At 48.8% G+C, this 19723-nt stretch carries 13 protein-coding genes; 10 read left to right on the top strand and 3 right to left on the bottom strand.

Annotated features, from left to right (window positions below):
• The first annotated feature begins 109 nt into the window (after nt 1–109).
• From AC1DYT_RS03710 to AC1DYT_RS03665, 10 genes are all read left to right on the top strand, one after another.
• Nucleotides 110–2593: a DUF5686 family protein gene (locus AC1DYT_RS03710; protein ID WP_477468302.1), complete on the top strand. Its 2484-nt coding sequence runs from the start codon at nt 110–112 to the stop codon at nt 2591–2593.
• A gap of 204 nt (nt 2594–2797) precedes the next feature.
• Nucleotides 2798–3757: an oxygen-dependent tRNA uridine(34) hydroxylase TrhO gene (gene trhO, locus AC1DYT_RS03705; RefSeq protein WP_477468301.1), complete on the top strand. Its 960-nt coding sequence runs from the start codon at nt 2798–2800 to the stop codon at nt 3755–3757.
• Nucleotide 3758: 1 nt separating this feature from the next.
• Nucleotides 3759–4100, top strand: a complete 342-nt coding sequence (locus AC1DYT_RS03700; RefSeq protein WP_477468300.1) for a hypothetical protein — start codon at nt 3759–3761, stop codon at nt 4098–4100.
• Nucleotides 4101–4208: 108 nt separating this feature from the next.
• Nucleotides 4209–7097: a ligand-binding sensor domain-containing protein gene (locus tag AC1DYT_RS03695; protein WP_477468299.1), complete on the top strand. Its 2889-nt coding sequence runs from the start codon at nt 4209–4211 to the stop codon at nt 7095–7097.
• Nucleotides 7098–7358: 261 nt separating this feature from the next.
• Nucleotides 7359–10376 (top strand): SusC/RagA family TonB-linked outer membrane protein, encoded by a 3018-nt coding sequence (locus AC1DYT_RS03690; RefSeq protein WP_477468298.1) that lies wholly within the window; start codon nt 7359–7361, stop codon nt 10374–10376.
• A gap of 10 nt (nt 10377–10386) precedes the next feature.
• Nucleotides 10387–11871, top strand: a complete 1485-nt coding sequence (locus tag AC1DYT_RS03685; RefSeq protein WP_477468297.1) for a RagB/SusD family nutrient uptake outer membrane protein — start codon at nt 10387–10389, stop codon at nt 11869–11871.
• Nucleotides 11872–11891: 20 nt separating this feature from the next.
• The gene (locus tag AC1DYT_RS03680; protein WP_477468296.1) at nt 11892–12725 is read left to right on the top strand and encodes a LamG domain-containing protein; all 834 of its coding nucleotides are present in this window, start codon (nt 11892–11894) and stop codon (nt 12723–12725) included.
• A gap of 423 nt (nt 12726–13148) precedes the next feature.
• The gene (locus tag AC1DYT_RS03675) at nt 13149–14819 is read left to right on the top strand and encodes a glucoamylase family protein (RefSeq protein ID WP_477468295.1); all 1671 of its coding nucleotides are present in this window, start codon (nt 13149–13151) and stop codon (nt 14817–14819) included.
• A 17-nt stretch (nt 14820–14836) separates the two neighbouring features.
• Nucleotides 14837–16186, top strand: coding sequence for a glucoamylase family protein (locus AC1DYT_RS03670; RefSeq protein WP_477468294.1), 1350 nt, complete (start codon nt 14837–14839; stop codon nt 16184–16186).
• Between the two features lie 513 nt (nt 16187–16699).
• The gene (locus AC1DYT_RS03665) at nt 16700–17500 is read left to right on the top strand and encodes a carboxylesterase family protein (RefSeq protein ID WP_477468293.1); all 801 of its coding nucleotides are present in this window, start codon (nt 16700–16702) and stop codon (nt 17498–17500) included.
• A 364-nt stretch (nt 17501–17864) separates the two neighbouring features.
• On the opposite strand, the gene AC1DYT_RS03660 is transcribed toward AC1DYT_RS03665, so the two are convergent.
• From AC1DYT_RS03660 to AC1DYT_RS03650, 3 genes are all read right to left on the bottom strand, one after another.
• Nucleotides 17865–18491 carry a response regulator transcription factor gene (locus tag AC1DYT_RS03660; protein ID WP_477468292.1) on the bottom strand — a complete coding sequence of 209 codons (627 nt, stop codon included), beginning with the start codon at nt 18489–18491 and terminating at the stop codon, nt 17865–17867.
• A gap of 3 nt (nt 18492–18494) precedes the next feature.
• Nucleotides 18495–19307 carry a sensor histidine kinase gene (locus tag AC1DYT_RS03655; protein WP_477468291.1) on the bottom strand — a complete coding sequence of 271 codons (813 nt, stop codon included), beginning with the start codon at nt 19305–19307 and terminating at the stop codon, nt 18495–18497.
• Between the two features lie 130 nt (nt 19308–19437).
• The gene (locus AC1DYT_RS03650; protein ID WP_477468290.1) at nt 19438–19686 is read right to left on the bottom strand and encodes a hypothetical protein; all 249 of its coding nucleotides are present in this window, start codon (nt 19684–19686) and stop codon (nt 19438–19440) included.
• Nucleotides 19687–19723 lie beyond the last annotated feature (37 nt).

The following is a 19723-nucleotide window of genomic DNA, read 5'->3' as shown; positions in this document are numbered from 1 at the left end:
GCCTGCAAAATTAAACATAAACGCCAAACCACCGCTTACCTGAAACATTTTTAATATATTACAGCTGTAAACAAACATTTCGACTAAAAAGCTATTATTTGTAAGACCTATGAAAAGACACTTACCTCTGCTTGTTTGCTTACTGTTTACGGCCATCAGCGCCTCTGCGCAGCAATATATCCTGTCGGGCAAAATCGCCGGGCAAAAAAACGAGCCGGTTGCCTTTGCATCGGTTTACATACGCAGCTCTACCTATGGCACTACGGCCAACGAGGAAGGCGTTTATCATTTTAAACTTAGCCCGGGCACCTATAATGTAGTTTTCCGCCTTGCCGGCTATGCCGTAAAAGCAGAAACTATCACCATTACCGACCATGACGAGGTGCATGACATACAGATGCTGGATGAAGAGTTCCGTTTTACCCAGGTTTCTGATAAATGGCGCAATAACCAGGACCCTGGCGACACCATTATGCGCATGGTGATTGCCAAACGCGAAGCACACCTCAACGAGGTAAAAGGCTACTCCTGCGCCGTGTATGTCAAAGGCGTGCAAAAACTACTGAGTACGCCAAAATCATTGCGCAGCGCGGCGGTTACCCGCGCGCTGGACCTTGATTCGCTTGGCCGGGGCATCTTGTACCAGTCCGAATCTTTATCTGCTTTCAATTACCAATCGCCCGATAAAGTAAAGGAAATCACCATCGCCTCGCGCAATGCGGGTATCAACACTGCCTTCGGCTACAATAAAGCATCAGATCTGCAGGCAAATTTTTACCATAACATATTCAACATCCCGGGGCTTAGTACCCGTGGCTACGTATCGCCTGTGGCATCTTACGCGTTCAATTTCTACAGCTATAAACTCATTGGGAGCACCGTACAGAACGGGCAAACGATTGATAAAATAGAGGTTATCCCCAAGCACGAGTACGGGCAGCTGTTTACAGGCAGTATTTACATTGTAGAGGGCGATTGGCGCATTTACAGCGTGGATTTGATGCTGCGTGGCAAAAGCAACTCCCTAAACCTGGTTGATACACTGCAGGTAAAGCAGCAATACATCCCCATTACCGATAGCGTGTGGATGCCTGTTTCGGTATTGTTCAATTTCAAGGGCTCGGTACTGGGCTTCAAATTCGGCGGCTATTACCAGGGTATATACAACAACTATAAGCTGGAGCCAAGCTACCCCGAAGGCTTCTTCACCGGCGAAGTGCTGCGAATAGATACCGCCTCGAACTTAAAATCCCCTGCCTATTGGGAATTTAACCGCCCCGTGCCGCTAACCGCCTTAGAAACGCGCGATTACCAGAAGAAAGACAGTGTAGCGGCCTACCATAAAACCGAGGCATACCTCGATACGCTGCAGCATACAAAAAACGGCATTAACTACCCCGGCTACATTATATTTGGGTACAACGCCAGCAACCGTACCGAAAAGGATTCGCTGTACATCTATCCATTCCTACAAACGTTTTATTATAACACGGTAGAGGGCTTTGGCATAAACGCAAAGGTGCGCTATACCCATATTATTGATGATTTTCATTCCTTTGCCGTAACCCCGGCCCTGCGTTACGGTTTCTCTAACAAGATATTCAGCGCAAATATGTTGGCCGAGTACCTAAACGACCCGTTCCATAATTCGAAGTACTGGGTAAATTTCGGCAGCGATGTGCTGGATTTGAACAATGTGGGCACGCGGTCGCTCTACTTCAACACGCTGAGTACTATCCTGAGCGAAAACAACTACGTAAAATATTACCGTTCGCATTTCGGTGCCTTCGGCTATCAGCGCGAAGTGGCCAACGGCGTTTTGTGGAGCGCAAGCCTCAGCTATTCCAGCCGCTCGCAATTGTACAATACCAACCTTGGCCACCTGGTTGATGTTAAGGACAAGGAGTTCACCTCCAATAACCCCTTAGCGCCGGTAGGCACCCCGCCGGATGACCGTTCGATTCTATTCCCCGAGCACCAGGCACTATCGTTTACCACGGCGGCTACTTTTACTTTCGATCAGCAATACATCACCCGCCCAACCGGCAAATTCAACCTGCCATCTAAGTACCCAACGCTTACGGTTACTTACCGCAAAGGCTTCCAGGGCGTGCTGGGGTCTGACGTGAACTATGATTTTGCGTCTGCCGATATTTCGCAGTATAATATCCGCATCGGCTTATCGGGGTACTCGGCTTTCAAGCTTACCGGGGGCGGTTATTTCAATAATAAAAGATTGTACTATATGGATTACTACCACTACTTAGGTAACCAGGGCCGCACGTTCGACCCTACCTACATCGGCAGTTTCCACTTCCTGCCCTTTTATACCTATAGCACCAACGGCGGCTTTTTAGAGGCGCATTATCAGCACAACTTCGCAGGCTCGTTATTAAACAATGTACCCTTTTTACGCCGCTTAAAACTGGAAGAAATAATGGGCGCCAACTTTTTAACCACCAAAGGCAACCCCAACTACCGCGAGTTTTACGTGGGCGTGCAGCGCCTCATCTTTCGGGTAGATTATGGTATCTCTTACGCAGGCAACAAAAAGTACCTGCAGGGGATAAGGATATTTTATGGGATACGCTAGCGCGTGTTGAGTCCGGAAGTCGGAAAGACCGAAAGTCAAAAAGAAGCTGCAATTTTCGCCCTCAGACTTTGTGGCTTGTAAAACGCCCGCGTCTTCCCTATTTCCAAACTTTCCGTCTTCCGGACTTTCCTACTCTCCGACTTTCCGACTAATTCCCTATCTTTGCGCCTCATTTAACACCGTTTGCAGCGGTATCGATGGATTATGGCAAAATACAATACACTACTGTACTATTGTTATTCAACAATAGCCGATGCGGAGCAATTTGCTGCCGATCACTTAAAATTCTGTAAAAACTTAGGCTTAACCGGCCGCATCATCGTAGCCGAGGAAGGCTTGAACGGTACCGTATCCGGCACTGCCGAAGCCTGCCGCACCTATATGGACACCCTGCATGCCGATGCGCGCTTCGCCGGTATCGACTTTAAGGTGGATGAGGTGGACGAGCCATCCTTCGTGAAGATGCACTGCCGTTATAAAACGGAGATCGTGCATTCGGGCCTGCGCGATCCTAATGTGATCAATCCGCAGAAACAAACGGGCAAGCATTTAGAACCTGCTGAGTTTTTGGCGATGAAAGACCGCGACGATGTGGTGGTGCTCGACGTGCGCTCTAATTACGAGCATAACCTGGGAAAATTCAAGAATGCTGTTACGCTGGATATAGAGAACTTCCGCGATTTCCCGGCCATGATAAACGAGCTGGCCCAGTATAAAGACAAAAAGATACTCACCTATTGCACCGGCGGCATCAAATGTGAAAAGGCATCGGCCCTGCTTTTGCACGAAGGTTTTACCGATGTTTACCAGTTACACGGCGGCATCATTAAATACGGCAAGGAAGCCGGCGGCGAAGATTTTGAAGGGAAATGTTACGTTTTCGATAACCGCCTTTCGGTTGATGTAAACAGCGTGAACCCGGTGGTGATATCTACTTGCTTAAACTGCGGCAAAACCACGCCGAAGATGATCAATTGCGCCAACCCCGAGTGCAACGAACACTTTACTCAGTGCGATGAGTGCGGCACCACAATGGATGGCTGCTGCAGCGATGCCTGCAAAGCGCATCCCCGCAAGCGTGTTTACGATGGCACGGGGTATTATGTAAAAGTACCGCAGCCGGTGAACGTCGCAAAAAAAGGAAACCTGCAATTGGCAGATTAACATGAAACTAAAACTGACGCATATCATCTTATCGGCAGTCATTTTGCTGATATGCTTTCTGATGTTCGTGAGTTATGGATGGTCGGCATTTGCGATGATTACCGATAGAGGCGGCTTAAATGGAAGCGCGTATTTATACTATGGCATAGGCAAGTTTCCATTTATTGGCTACACGTTCATAGTTGCGCTCGCTGCCTTTGTTTTTGGGGTGGCTTTAGCCAATTCGCTTATCAAAAAAACATATAGCACTACAACCAGAATATTTTGGAGTTTCCTAATATTCTTGTCTGCTTTGGTATTATTTCAGCTGTACCTGAACACCACCTTTACGGGCAAGGGATAATCAGCGGTGTAGTAACCTGCCTCGCCATAAGCTTATTTCATTTTATTCAATCCCAAAAACGTATTTTCGTACAAATATTTGGCGGCTACCTATCGCTATCAATCATCTATGCGCAAAAACGTCCTGCTGGCTTCCGTCCTGCTCTTAATGAATATTGCCGTTTTCGCGGCCGATATCAAAAGCATCGGGGTACCTTATGTGCAAAATTATACCAAGGCGCAGTACCAAAGCGGCAACCAAAACTGGTCGGTTACGCGCGATGAGCATGGCATTATGTACTTTGGCAATGCCGAGGGCCTGCTGGCCTTCGATGGCAAATACTGGCAACTTTACCATATGCCCAACGGCCAGATCGTGCGCTCGGTTGCTGCCGATGGCAAAGGCAAGATATATGCAGGCGGTTTCGGCGAATTTGGCTACTGGGAAGATAACAAGGCCGGCTTCTTAAAATACCACTCGCTCATTGGCCTGATAAACACCAAACAACTCCTCAACGAAGAGATATGGAAGATATACGTAGATGGCAACCGGGTCATCTTCCAGTCGTTTGGTTCTATATTCATTTACGAGCGCGGTAAAATAACCGTAGTAAAAGCCCTCAAACCATTCCTGTTCCTGCTTAAATGCAGCTCGCGCTATTTTGTGGAAGAAGTGAACGAGGGACTATTCGAGCTAAAGAACAATAAACTGGTGTTTATACCCGGCAGCAAAATATTGGGCAACAGCGGGGTGCTTTCTATACTGCCCTTTAAGAATAACTGTTTCCTTATCGGCACGGCAAAAAACGGTTTGTTTATTTACAACGGCAGCCAGATTACGCCCTGGGCCAACCAGGCCAACGATTTCCTGAAGACCTACCAGCTTAACAATGGCGCGCAGATACCGGGCAAGTACTTCGCCTATGGCAGTATCCTCAACGGGATAATCATTATCGATACCGCAGGCAACGTTATCCAGCACATCAACAAATCGAGCGGCTTGCAAAACAATACCGTTTTAAGCCTTTATACCGATGCCGAGCAGAACCTTTGGGCCGGGCTAGATAACGGCATCGACCGCATTGAAGTAAACTCGCCGCTATACTTTTATTTCGATAAAACGGGGCGGTTCGGCACGGTGTATTCCAGCATCATATTCAACAACAAGATATACCTGGGCACTAACCAGGGCCTGTTTTACAGCGATTGGGTGATACCCGGCAACCCGCGGCTGTTCCAGTCCTTCGATTTTAAGCTCATCCCGGGCTCGCAGGGCCAGGTATGGGACCTGTCCCTGCAGGATGGCCGCCTGCTTTGCGGCCATAACGATGGCACCTACCAGGTAAACGGCAACACCATCACCAAAATATCCAGCGTAAACGGCGGCTGGACCATCAAAAAACTTAACGACCATCAACTGATACAGGGTACTTACACCGGCCTGGTAATATACCGCAAGGATGCTGCCGGCAACTGGGTGTTCGATCATAAGATAGAAGGCTTCGGCGAACCTTCCCGCTATGTAGAGCAGGATAACAAGGGGCAGATATGGGTGAGCCACGCGTACAAAGGCATCTATAAGCTTACCCTAAGCGCCGACCTGAAAAAGGCCACCTCGGTAAAATATTACGATGAGCACCAGGGCCTGCCGGGCAGCTACAACGTAAACGTGTTCAATTTAGATAACCGGGTGGTGTTCTCCTCAGATGTGGGCTTTTTTGTTTATGACGATATTGCCGACCGCTTTGAAAAATACAAGCAGCTTAACGCCAAGCTGGGCACATTCGCATCATCGGGCAAACTGATACCCGCCATCGGCAAAAAGTACTGGTTCATCAACAACGGCCGCGTTTCCCTTGCCGATCTTTCCGCGCCGGGCAAGCTCGCTATCGATTCTAACCGTTTCAGTATCCTGAGCGGGCAGATGGTGCAGCATTACGAAAATATCAACCTCATCAACAACTCCATCTACCTCATCAGCGTAGATGATGGCTTCGTTATCCTTAACGATGAGGATGCACTGCTGCAAAGCCGCATCCGCAGCCCCAAAGTGCTTATCCGTAAAATTGAGAACATTACCGATTTGGTTTCGTTGATGGCTGATAACGGCGGAATGCTTGATAACCTGCAAGTGCCCCATGCCGACAACAACATCCGCATCTCCTACACCCTGCCCTACTACCGGCAGGCCAAAATAAAATTCCAGTATTATTTGGAGGGGTACTCGCGGCAATGGTCGGAATGGAGCACCCAGGGCCAAAAAGATTTCACCAACCTTGACCAGGGGACTTACCACTTTAAAGTGCGGGCGAAGATAAACGACGAGTTATTGTCTGATATCACCGTGTTTACTTTCGAGGTTTCGCCGCCATGGTATGCAAGCAACGTTGCCTACGTTTTCTACATCATATTGCTGATACTGGCATATTACGCCGTCCGCGATTATTACCGCCTGAAGCTGCGCCGCCACCGGGTAGAGATACAAGAGAAGCTACAGCGCGAAAAAGAAGAGTTTTTGCGGCAGGAAGCCATTGCAAATGAGCAGCATATTGTCACCATCAAGAACGAACAACTACAGGCCGACCTCGCCAGCAAAAACCGCGAACTGGCCAACAGCGCCATGAACATCGTTTACAAAAACGAACTGCTGCAGAAGATAAGCGAAGAGATAAACAACTTTAAAGATAGCGCCGGCAAAAAACTGCCCGAGGAGCAACTGAAGAAAATACACAAAGTGATTGACGAGGGCATGAGTGACGAGCGCGACTGGAACATCTTCGAAAGCAGCTTTAACGAGGCGCACGAAAACTTCTTCAAAAAACTAAAACACGACCACCCCGATCTGGTACCCAACGACCTAAAACTGTGCGCCTACCTGCGCATGAACATGAGCAGCAAAGAAATGGCCTCACTCTTGAATATTTCGCTACGCGGGGTAGAAATAAGGCGCTACAGGCTCCGTAAAAAACTCAACTTAGAACATGATAAGAACCTGGTGGAGTTTCTCATCGAGCTGTAACACTACATCATTACCTCTCATACACCTATACTCATACAACAGACTTTAAGAAGTTTGTGTAGTATGTACTTGGTACACTATGTGTATTATAATTGCTTATTAAACAGATATTTACATTTTTCATAAAATTTCTGTGAGAAAGTGTTTTGATGGTGATGTATTAATGTAGAGTTACATTATTTGTTAAAAATGTATTAACTCCGCAACTTCGCCCTATCAAAAAAACCAATTAATCTAAGTACTTACAAATCACTACCCACTATGAAGAGAATTTATACTATCTCGGGGTTACTTCTATTGTTCACTTTTTTTTCAACTTTCGCGTTAGCTCAAAACATTATCGTAAAAGGTAAAGTTACCGATGCTAAAACCGGCGAGCCGCTCATCGGCGTAACAGTTGCGATACAAGGAACATCAACAGGTAGCCAAACCGATGTCAACGGCGCTTTTTCGTTAAACGCCGCGTCAAACGCAACTTTACAGGTCTCCTATATCGGCTACACCACACAATCGGTTGCCGTAAACGGCCAAACAAATTTAGATATCAAGCTGCAACCGTCATCAACCCAACTGGACCAGGTTGTAGTTGTAGGTTACGGTACCCAGCGCAAGCTTGATGTAACCGGTTCTGTCGCAACCGTAAAAGGCGACGACATTTCTAAACAAGCTTCTGTAAACCCGGTGTCTGCCTTACAAGGCAAGGTAGCCGGTGTACAAATTACCAACTCAGGTTCGCCCGGGGCGTCGCCGCAAATCAAAATACGCGGTACGGGTACCATCTACGGTAACACCAACGTGCTTTACGTGGTAGATGGTGTTTGGTATGATGATATTAGCTTCCTGGCTCCAAGCGACATCGAGAACATCAGCATCCTTAAAGATGCCTCCAGCACCGCTATCTACGGTATCCGTGCGGCAAACGGCGTTGTACTGGTAAGCACCAAGCGTGGCAAAACCGGTACAGCTACCGTTAACTACAATGGCTACGCAGGCTGGCAAACTGTTACCAACCCGGTAAAAATGGCCAATGCAACCGAGTACGCTACAGCAATCAATGAGTTATCAGTTTCTAACGGCGGCTCACCTTTATTTGCCGATGCGAACAGCTTCGGCGCGGGTACCGACTGGTACAAGCAAATTTTAAGGGATGCCTTCGTAACCAACCACAACGTATCGATTAACGGCGGTACCGAAAAATCGAAGTACAACTTCTCGGTAGGTATGCTTGATCAGGATGGCAATGTTAAAGGCAACAACTACAAACGCTACACCGCGCGTTTAACAAACGATTATACGCCTTTTACCGCTATTAAATTAGGCTACAACGTAAGCGGCTTGTACAGTAAATCAAACGATATCCCCGGCGGCATCTTCCGCCAGATGTATGCTGCGGGCCCTGTGTTGCCGGTATATTATGCCGATGGCAGCTACGGCGACCCTAACGATTACAACCTGGGCGGCGGTAACAACTTTAACCCACAGGCAACGCTCGATTTTTACAACCAGCGTTCGCAGAACTACCGTTTTACCGGTAACGCGTATGCCGAGGTGAATTTCCTCAAGCACTTTAAGATCCGCACCAGCTTTGGTGGCGATATAGGCCAGGCCGAAGTGCGCAACTACACCCCTGTTTATACCGCTACGCTTGCGCAGCGAAATAACCTGAGCGTACTTTCAGTAAACCGTACCGAAACCCGCAACTGGATTTGGGAAAACACCTTAACCTACGAAAACACCTTCGCTAAGGACCACAGGTTGACCGTGTTACTGGGCCATACCGCTCAGCGTTACAAATCGTACAACTTCAACGCTAGTGCACAAAACGTGCCTTACAGCAATGGCGATGCCGACCTTTACCTGTCGTTAGGTAGTACTACAGGCCGCAACGTAACCGATGGCGGCTCGTTAAATACTGCCTTATCGTACTTTGCCCGCGTAAACTACGCATTTAAAGATAGGTACCTGTTGAATGCCTCTATCAGGCAGGATGGTGCTTCTCAGTTTTATGGCAACAACGTTTGGGGTTACTTCCCATCGGTGGGTGCAGGCTGGGTAATCAGCAAAGAGCCTTTCATGCAGGATCAGCACATTTTCGATAACCTGAAACTGCGTGCCAGCTGGGGTAAGGTAGGTAACTCGGGCGTACCGTTCAACCCAACTACTTTGAGCGTAACCCAGGCAGCATATCTTACCGCTATCTTCGGTGGCTTGCCTTATACCGGCGCAAGTGTTAACTCGGTAGTGCCTCCAACTATATTCTGGGAGCGCGGTGTTGGTACCGATATAGGCTTAGAGGCCGGCGTATTGAACAACCGTTTAACCTTCGAATTGGATTACTACAACCGTAAAACACAACAGGCCATCTTCGCTATCCCTATCCTGTCATCAGTAGGTACCGGTTCGGGCTCTATCGTAGGCAACCAGGCCGATTTTGTAAACAAAGGCGTAGAGTTCTCTGCAACCTGGAGGGGTACTGTAAACAGCGATTTCAGCTACACAGTAGGCGGTAACGTTGGTTACAACCAAAACAAAGTATTATCAACCGTAACCGGTGCCAACCCTATCTATGCAGGTGGCGGCGGCCTCGCAAACGGCGCGCTTTCAACCCGTACCGTATTGGGCAGCCCAATCGGCGAGTTTTACGGTTACCAGGTGGCAGGCATATTCCAAACTGCTGCTGAGGTTACCTCTTCGGCACAAGCCTCAAGCGCAAAACCGGGCGACTTTAAATACGTAGACCAAAACGGCGATAAAATCATCGATGGTAAAGACCGCATATCCCTTGGCGACCCCAACCCGAAATACACTTTCGGCTTAAACACCTCGTTCACCTATAAAGCTTTCGACCTGGCTATTGATGCACAGGGCGTGGCAGGCGTAAGCATCTACAATGCCAACATCGCCTACCGTTTCGGTAACGAAAACTTCAGCAAAGATTTTTATGATAACCGCTGGACAGGCGCTAACAGCACCAACACTTACCCATCTGTTAACGTTGGTTCAACTACCAACTCGGCACCAAACTCTTTCTATGTAGAAAGCGGCGCTTACGTAAGGATAAGGAACATCCAATTGGGTTACAGCCTGCCGTCGGCATTGTCTAAAACGCTGCATATGCAAAAGGTAAGGTTCTTTGCCAACGCACAAAACCCTATCAACTTCTTCAAATACAAAGGCTTTAGCCCTGAAATTGGTGGAGCACCTACAAATGCAGGTATCGATAATAACGTATATCCGTTATACGCAACTTATAACTTTGGTGTAAACGTTACTTTTTAATTGATCAAAGATGAACTTCAAAAAATATAACATGCAAAAAGTAACAGGTATTGCGCTTTTTGCAGCGGTATTAATTACTGCACAATCGTGTAAAAAATCATTCCTTGATGAGCCGCGCCAGGCAGCAACCCCGGCCGTACAGTTCTGGAAAACGCAGGACGATGCCACCAAGGCCGTAAACGCCATATATGCCAACCTTCGCGAATGGAAGAACATCGCTTTTGCGCCCATAGCGATAGAAAGCGTACCGTCTGACGATGCCGAAAAAGGCAGCAGCGTGAACGATGCATCATTCTTCAATAACTTCGATAACTATACGGCATCATCTACCGATGGCCAGATTGCCGACTTTTGGGCCGGGCAATACCAAACCATCAACTTTGCCAACCAGGTATTGGATAACGTGCCCAACATTAGTATGGATGCCAACCTGAAGAACAGGTACCTGGCCGAAGCTAAGTTTATCCGCGCTTACGCCTACTTCAGGCTGGTGCGTGCTTTTGGCGATGTACCATTGCGCCTAAACGTGCCTAAAGATGCAACGGAATACAACAAGCCGCGCACGCCTAAAGCGCAAGTTTGGGCCGCCGTTGAGCAGGATTTGACCGATGCCGCTGCAACACTGCCGCAAAGCTATGGCGCTGCCGATGCAGGCCGTATAACTAAAGGTGCCGCGCTTGCACTGCATGCCAAGGTAGCTATGTACCAGCAAAAATGGGCCGATGTGCTTAACTATACCAACCAGGTAATGGGCCTGGGCTACTCGCTGTTCCCTAATTACGAGCAGCTGTTCCGCACCAATAACGAGAACAATTCCGAGTCGGTATTTGAGATACAGAGCGATTTGGTACCCGGCAACGGCGATGCATCAAACTCGCAATACTCGCAGGTACAGGGCGTAAGGGGTTCTAACGGTGGCGGATGGGGCTTTAACGTACCTACCCAGGATCTGGCCAACGCTTACGAGGCGGGTGATCCGCGCCGCGATGCAACCATCATCTTCCGTGGCGAAACCACGCCTGAGGGCGATGCTATACCGGCAACCGGCGACAACCCAATGTACAACCAAAAATCATACGTGCCGTTCAGCATGTGGGTAAGCGGGTTCAACGAGGGCGTGCAGCAAAATATCCGCATTATACGTTATGCTGATGTATTGCTGATGAATGCCGAAGCTGCAAACGAAACCGGCAACAGCGCACAGGCAATTGCTTCGCTTGAACTGGTTAGGGCACGTGCGCGTGCAGGCAACGCAGCTATACTGCCAAAGGTTACTACTACCGATAAAGCAGCATTGCAGGCAGCCATCTGGAAAGAAAGGCGCGTAGAGTTTGCGATGGAATTCGACCGTTATTTCGACGTTATCCGCCAGGGTCGCGGTACCGCGGTATTCGGTCCTAAAGGCTGGAAAGCAGGCAAAAACGAAGTATGGCCCATCCCACAGGCAGAGATAGACCTGAGCGCAGGCATATTGACTCAAAACCCAGGTTACTAATCAATTCAAAAGAGAACGTCATGAAAAAAATTACATATAAATTGGTAGCCGTATCGGCATTGGTGCTTGGGCTATCAGCATGCCAAAAAAAGTTCGACCCTTCTACTTATGCCCCGCCATTATCTATCGGCGGGTACACCAGCAGCAAGGAGATAGCCACAGCTAATTTGGTAGCATACTACGGCTTCAACGGCAACGCTGTTGATAGCGTATCAAACACCACCGGCACAGCAACCGGCATAGGTTATACGGCAGGTATCAAGGGCCAGGCTTTGCAAGGCGCTACCAACGGTTATATTGTGGGTACGCCACCCACTTCGGTAACCGGCCTTACCAGCTTCACCGTAACAGAATGGTTCAAAACGCCTCCGCCGTCAACCGGCGTAATCGGCTTGTTTTCGCTGGCTAACACCACTAACTTTTGGGGTAACATTGAGTTTTTTATAGAAAACGGCAGTACTAACGATGCAGGTAAACTCCGCATCCACGTGTTCAACGGAACAGATGACAGGACCCTGGAGATCAATAACGCCGTAAACCTGTTCGATAAATGGAACAGTATGGCCGTTACTTACGATCAGGCCAATTCAACCGTTAGCGTTTACCTTAACGGATCGCTTTTAAAGGCAGGTACGCTTTCAGGCCTGGCAGGTCCGTTAGCACTTAAAAACGTTGGCAAGTTTGTATTCGGCACCGTGCAGTTCATGACGAGCCCGAGCCAAACATCCTCTCATGGTGCAGAGCCATGGGCAAGTTTCCTTACCGGCCAGCTTGACGAAGTAAGAGTTTACAATAAAGCCTTGAGCGCAGCAGACATTAGTGCGCTGGTAAAGCTCGAAGGCAGAGGAAAGTAATATTTGATTGGGGTTGAGGTTGTACCGGCGTAATAACCGGGCAACCTTTTTTTATGATTTTTTAAACGCAGGCTACCAGGCTTGAGTGTTCGAAACATTGAAAGTTCGCTTCTTATCGCTCGTATATTTGACTCACCCTGTCTGCCGACAGGCGGGCCCGACGGCCCCGTATTTACGGGGCGTCGCCCCTCTCTGCTTCGCAAAGAGGGTGAAGAAAGAAGGGTGAACACAAACTGAAGCTAAAACCCTCTTGCAAAGCAGAGAGGGAAATAAGGGTGAAACGAATTGAAGCTAAACCCTCTTTGCGCAGCAGAGAGGGTCGGGCAGTCCCCACAGCTGTGGGGAGGGTGAGTCCACTCGCGACGCGGACTTGCAGGATTGTTTTGAACACTATTTGCTACGAGGCTGAAAAACAGAAAACAGATGAGAGATTTAAGGATTTATGCGGGTGTGTACTTATCGTTATTGCTTTTTGCTTGTGGTAAAGGCAGTTCCCCTACGCCGGCCCCGCCGGTACCGCCGGTTACAACATCCTTCAGCTTCAATACGCTGAAAGTAGACGGGCTTGTTAATGGTTTCACATACAACAATGTTAGCCAGGCACCTTCTATCGAAATTTCGTTTCTGGCAGCTGTTGACCACAATTCGGTTAGCAACGCATTAACGCTAAAAGACCGCAGTGGCGCTATAGCACCCTACATGGTTACCTACAAAAATAGTGATAGCACCATTGTTGTTTCGCCTACCCTCAATGCTATTCAAAAATATACGCTTAGTATTACTACAGCATTAAAGTCTACCAAGGGCGGCTACCTGCAATCGGGTATTGATGTTAGTCTGGTTACCGCTATCGATGCTAACGATAAGTTCCCTACAATTAGCGACGATGCCTTGCTTGATCTGGTACAGAAACAAACCGTTAAATACTTTTACGATTTTGGCCACCCCACCAGCGGCCTCGCCCGCGAACGCAATACCAGTGGGGACGTGGTTACCACCGGCGGCAGCGGCTTTGGCATTATGGGCATGGTGGCCGCAGTAAATCGTGGCTTCATCACTCGTGCCGATGGTTTGGCGCGTATGCAGAAGATAGTCGGCTTTTTGAAAACCAAGGCGGTTACCTTCCATGGCGCGTTCCCGCATTGGCTAAACGGCGCAACCGGGGCAGTACAACCCTTCAGCAATTTAGATAATGGCGCTGATTTGGTGGAGACCGCTTTCCTGATGGAGGGCCTGCTTACTGCACGCCAGTACTACAGCGGCGCAGGTAGCGATGAAACTACCCTGCGTGCCGATATCACCACGCTGTACAATAACGTAGAGTGGGACTGGTTTAGGCAGGGCGGCCAAAACGTGCTGTACTGGCACTGGAGCCCCAGCAACGGATGGGCCATCAACATGAAGATCACAGGATGGAACGAGGCATTGGTAGTGTACGCACTTGCGGCTTCGTCGCCAACGCATGGCATCCCAAAGGAAGTTTATGATAGTGGCTGGGCAAGCAACGGCGCCCTCAAAAACGGCAACACCTATTATGGCGTAAAACTGCCTTTGGGCATGCCGCAGGGCGGTCCGTTGTTTTTTGAGCATTACTCCTTCCTGGGCATAAACCCAACCGGCCTGGCCGATGCCTACGCCAATTACGAGGACCAAACCAAGGCGCATAGCCTCATCAATTACAATTACTGCGTAGCCAACCCCAATAGCAACACCGGCTACGGCGTAAACTGCTGGGGGCTTACCGCAAGCGATATCGAAAATGGCTACACCGCTAGCTCGCCCACTAACGATGTTGGGGTAATATCGCCTACGGCGGCAATATCTTCCTTGCCATATACCCCAACGCAATCAATGGCGGCCCTACGCTTTTTTTATTACAAACTGGGCGATAAGCTTTGGGGCGATTATGGCTTCAAAGATGCTTTCAACCTCACCAACCCATGGTTTGCAAGCTCGTATTTGGCAATAGATCAGGGTCCGGAAATCGTGATGATAGAGAACTACCGCAGCGGCTTGCTCTGGAACTTATTCATGAGCTGCCCCGAAATTAAAACCGGCATGAAAGGGCTTGGCTTTACCAGCCCCAACTTATAACACTATAAACCGAAGAAATGAAGAAAATATACCTCCTATCGTTGCTTTCCTTAATGGCAACAGGCAGCTTTGCCCAAAAAGTCAACAAGGTTGCCGATGGCATCAAGCCGGTAGGCATTATCAAAAACCTGAGCGATAGCGCCCTGTTAGACGTGGTACAACGCCAAACATTCCGTTACTTTTGGGATTTTGGCCACCCCACCAGCGGCCTGGCCCGCGAACGCAGCAACGTAGCCTTCGATTACGGCAACGAAGTAGTAACCACCGGCGGCAGCGGTTTCGGCATTATGGCGCTGATTGCCGCCGACCACCGCAAATTTGTTACGCACGAGCAGGCGGTTGACCGCATGACCAAAATGGTAGATTTTTTGTGGAAAGCCGATGCTTACCACGGCGTGTTCCCGCATTGGTTAAATGGCGAAACAGGCAAAACCATCCGCTTTGGCCGTAAAGATGATGGCGGCGATCTGGTAGAGACCTCGTACCTGTTCCAGGGCCTTATCTGCGCCAAGCAATACTTTACCGCCAACACCCCAAAAGAACGCCATATCCGCGATGTGATCAGCTGGATGTGGGGCGAGATAGAATGGAGCTGGTACACCCAGGGCGGCCGCGATAACCTGTACTGGCACTGGAGCCCTAACAACGGCTGGGTGATGAATTTCCCTATCCGTGGCTTCAACGAATGTTTAATTACCTACATTTTGGCCGAAAGTGGCGAGCGTTACCCGGTGAGTGCCGATGTTTACCACCGTGGCTGGGCGCAAAGCGATTTCTTTAAGAACGGGCAAACCTTCTATGGTTACAAGCTGCCCCTGGGCTTCGATTACGGCGGCCCGCTATTCTTTTCGCAATACTCGTTCATGGGCCTCAACCCAACGGGGCTTAAAGACCGCTACGCCGACTACTGGGAACAGAACCTCAACCACACCCTCATCAACCGCGCGTACTGCCTGGATAATCCCAAAAAGTTCAAGGGCTATGGCGAAAATTGCTGGGGCCTTACCGCCAGTGATAACTACGAGGGCTACAACGCCCATTCACCCACCAACGATCTGGGGGTGATATCGCCTACAGCGGCTATATCGGCATTCCCATACACGCCTAAATATTCGATGCAGGCCCTGCGTCATTTCTATTACGATTTGGGCGATAAGATTTGGGGCGAATATGGCTTTACTGATGCCTTTAGCGAGCAGAAGGGCTGGTACGGCAAATCGTACCTGGCGATAGACCAGGGTCCGCAGGTAGTGATGATTGAGAACTACCGCAGCGGCTTGCTCTGGAAACTTTTTATGAGCGCGCCGGAAGTACAGCGGGGCCTCAAAAAGCTCGATTTTCAGAGCCCTTATATCGGCAAGAATTAACAATGGCCTGCACAGTCAGGGAAATCGCTTTTAAACAAATTGATGATAGGGGGCACCTACGGAGCCTTGAAAATGTCATTCATTTTCTATAAACAGGATATCCCATCCGGGGTATGAGATACAAACCACCTGTTTGCAAATTCCAACACTCCGTTAGGAGTATCCTGTTTATAGAAAATCAAAAAGGGGAATTTTCGGCTCCGTAGGTGCCTCCTTTCAAAAAAGCGATTTCCCGGCCTGTGCAGTTTAAGGTGTAGCAAGCAAAATATTTTAGGAAGCCTAAATAGATTTTTATTTATTTACGTTTACATAAATATCCGGCTTGTCGGGAAAAATACAAAAAACGTCATGCCGAATTTATTTCGGCACCCCACACGGCAGGTAGCCAGCTTACAAAGCCGTTAAGCACGGTGGCAACTTTTATGATGGGGTACTGAAACAAGTTCAGCATGACAGTGGTTGTTTTCCGATATACGGGCATAAAACCCAATATATACAGCTTAGCTTATACCGATGACATTAAAGAAAATAATAATTACAGTGATGCTGGGCATATTATGCCTGGCATCGCCTTTTTTAGCCGCTGCACAAGTAAACTCCGCTTTCGACAGGGGTTCGTTCATCAACAAAACAGATACCCTGCCCTACCGTATCCTGTTCCCCAAAAAATTCAATCCCAAGCAAAAGTATGCGCTCATCTTTGTGCTGCATGGCGCAGGCGAGCGTGGCAACGATAACGATGTGCAGTTGGCCTATGGGCCAAAAATGTTCCTGGATGATACCATCCGCAAAAAGTACCCGGCCATCGTCGTGTATCCGCAATGCCCCAAAAGCAGTTTCTGGAGCAATGTAAAGGCAGATACAACCGCAACGGGCAAATGGCAGTTCCATTTTCAGGAAGGGGGCGAACCTACCGCAGCCATGAGCGCGCTGCTGGCCCTGGTAGACCAAATGCTGGAGAAGCCATACATCAATAAAAAGCAGGTGTACATTGGCGGCCTGTCTATGGGTGGCATGGGTACCTTCGAGATATTGCGGCGCAAACCCAAAACGTTCGCAGCCGCCTTTGCCATCTGCGGGGGCGATAACACCAACAACGCCAAGATATACGCCAAAAAAGTACCGATGTGGATATTCCACGGCGCGAAAGATAACGTGGTGCCGCCGGATCACTCGGAGGTAATGGTAGCAGCACTTAAAGAAGCCGGCGCAACCCCTAAATACACCGTGTACCCCAACGATGGCCACAACAGCTGGGATGATGCCTTCGCCGAGCCGGATCTGATACCCTGGCTATTCTCGCACAGTAAATAAAAGTTGCTGCATCCGGAAGGCTGGAAATTCCTGGAAATTCATAGCTGAAACAGTTGCGATTTATTGGAAAAAGCTGGAAATTTTTTTCGGTCAAAAAATGTAGTTTTTGGGTAAAAACGCCATTGCATGCAAATTTGGCCGTTTTGAGTTCCGCAGGAAAAATCGCGAAAATCACCCAAAAAAACTAAGAAAAACACCGAAAAACCTCCGAAAAACTCGGGTTTTTTACGGTTTTTTGATGGCTTAAGCCTGAGGCAAGGGCATTTTAGCGGCAAGTATCTGCTCCTTCGGCAGGCCTGATCGTATGGAAATTTTCCAACATTTCTATAAAAATAAAACTGGAAAATCATGGCGGGCATTTGCCCTAGATAATCTTGCGTTCGTACGCGTATTTAAGCAGGCCCACCACGGTTTGGGTATTGGTTTTGCGCAGGATGTTCTTGCGGTGGGTTTCTACCGTGCGCTCGCTAATGAAGAGTAGGTCGGCAATTTTCTTGTTGCCAAAATCCTGCTCTATCATCCTGATTATCTCTATCTCCCTATCCGTAAGCCGCGATTCCTCCTGGTTACGCTTGAAAGATTTCATCAGCTGCAGAGTAATATCCGGCCCGAAATAGTTTTGCCCGGCTGCCACTTTACCCAGCGCCTCAACCAGTTCCTGCTTGCCGGTGTTCTTGAGGATGTAGCCGCTTACGCCTGCATCTATCATCTCGGCCACCACCTGGCTCTCGCTGAACATGGAGAGCGCCAGCACCTTTACCTGCGGGTATTTCTTTTTCACCAGGCGGGTAAATTCTATGCCGCTCATCTCGGGCATGCTCACATCGGTAAGCAAAATATCGGGGGTAAGTTCAGCAAACCTATCCAATGCGCGCGGCGCGCTGGTGCTCTCGCCTATTACGTCAAAGCCTGGTATGGTACTGATGATGAGTTTCAACCCGTCGATAACCATCTGGTGGTCGTCTACAATAAAAATACTTTTAGCGCTCATAATTTATGGTAAAGGTATCAAAATTGCCACCAGTGTCCCCATCCCCGGCGACGATGATATATCTACGGTCCCTTTTAAATACGCAACCCTTGTAAGGATATTCTTGATGCCAATGCCGCCGATTTCTCCGCGACGGTTGCTGTCGAATCCTACCCCGTTATCTTCAATGGTTACCGATAACTCGTGTCCGTCCATCATTACCTGTATATCCAGTTGCGTTGCCTTTGCGTGCTTTAGCACATTGTTTACCGTTTCCTGTATCACCCGGTAAAGCACCATCTCTACGCTGTTATCCAGCCTGTTGTCCAATCCTGCAATTTGCAGTACAATCTTCAGCCGCTGCGAATCTATCTTATCCACAAAATCGCGCAGGGCCGTTGCCAGGCCCATCTTCAATAGCACATCGGGCATCATCTGGTGGGCAATGACGCGTACCTCGTTACAGCCTTCATCAACCATGGCCATTATTTTGGCGGCAAGGGCCAGGCTGGCCGGGTCGGTAAGCTTTATGAGCTCCAGCAGGGTATCCAAATTCATGCGCGTTGCCGATAGCAGCTGCCCCACGCCATCGTGCAGATTGCCAGCTATCCGCCGTCGCTCATTCTCTTCGGCATCGATAATGCCTTTGGTAGCCATCTCTTGCTGCTTTATTATCCCTTCCTGCAAAATGGCCGTTTGTTTTAGCTGGCGGCGGTTATAAAGCAGGTAGCCCAGTGCAACGGAAAAGATAAATATAGCGCAAACCAAGCCGATTGCACTAACGCGGTTTCCCGTTAATACCAGTGGTAAATATAATGTAGATATTGCGATATACATGGCTTAAGCTGCAAACTGCGGTGGCACCGGCATCCTCAAATGCTTTTTTTTGATAATCCACCCCAGTAGCATAAAGCTAAAGCCCGGAAAGTTTAATAGCTATACCGTATTGCAGGTATTTATTCGCGCGTTAATTCACCACCGGTTCATCGCCACTGGCTTCCTCACTATTGGTTATGTTGCGGTCGGCATTGAGGGCGGTGGATGGTTCATCCTCGCTCCGGGTAGTTTCGAGACCCTCCATATCGGCCACGGCATCATCGGTATTGACGATCTTGTTGGACTCTTCGTTATTGGTGATTACGTCCTGTTCGGCAGCATCTACTTTCGGGTCGCTGGTTGGGTGCTGTATTGGGGGTTTATCTTTGGGTTCGCTCATGGTTGCAGTTCATTTTAAAGATAACAGGTGGAGGGTG

This window comes from Mucilaginibacter sp. P1_D10, assembly GCF_056406215.1.
Note: the sequence above shows the minus strand (reverse complement) of the source record. Positions and strands in the feature narration are given on the sequence as shown.

Excerpts from the sequence above, each read along its gene's own strand:
- AC1DYT_RS03665 (WP_477468293.1), top strand. The coding sequence starts at position 16,700 with ATGACATTAAAGAAAATAATAATTACAGTGATGCTGGGCATATTATGC.
- trhO (WP_477468301.1), top strand. The coding sequence starts at position 2,798 with ATGGCAAAATACAATACACTACTGTACTATTGTTATTCAACAATAGCC.
- AC1DYT_RS03710 (WP_477468302.1), top strand. The coding sequence starts at position 110 with ATGAAAAGACACTTACCTCTGCTTGTTTGCTTACTGTTTACGGCCATC.
- AC1DYT_RS03670 (WP_477468294.1), top strand. The coding sequence starts at position 14,837 with ATGAAGAAAATATACCTCCTATCGTTGCTTTCCTTAATGGCAACAGGC.
- AC1DYT_RS03675 (WP_477468295.1), top strand. The coding sequence starts at position 13,149 with ATGAGAGATTTAAGGATTTATGCGGGTGTGTACTTATCGTTATTGCTT.
- AC1DYT_RS03660 (WP_477468292.1), bottom strand. The coding sequence starts at position 18,491 with ATGAGCGCTAAAAGTATTTTTATTGTAGACGACCACCAGATGGTTATC.
- AC1DYT_RS03690 (WP_477468298.1), top strand. The coding sequence starts at position 7,359 with ATGAAGAGAATTTATACTATCTCGGGGTTACTTCTATTGTTCACTTTT.
- AC1DYT_RS03680 (WP_477468296.1), top strand. The coding sequence starts at position 11,892 with ATGAAAAAAATTACATATAAATTGGTAGCCGTATCGGCATTGGTGCTT.
- AC1DYT_RS03695 (WP_477468299.1), top strand. The coding sequence starts at position 4,209 with ATGCGCAAAAACGTCCTGCTGGCTTCCGTCCTGCTCTTAATGAATATT.
- AC1DYT_RS03685 (WP_477468297.1), top strand. The coding sequence starts at position 10,387 with ATGAACTTCAAAAAATATAACATGCAAAAAGTAACAGGTATTGCGCTT.
- AC1DYT_RS03655 (WP_477468291.1), bottom strand. The coding sequence starts at position 19,307 with ATGTATATCGCAATATCTACATTATATTTACCACTGGTATTAACGGGA.
- AC1DYT_RS03700 (WP_477468300.1), top strand. The coding sequence starts at position 3,759 with ATGAAACTAAAACTGACGCATATCATCTTATCGGCAGTCATTTTGCTG.
- AC1DYT_RS03650 (WP_477468290.1), bottom strand. The coding sequence starts at position 19,686 with ATGAGCGAACCCAAAGATAAACCCCCAATACAGCACCCAACCAGCGAC.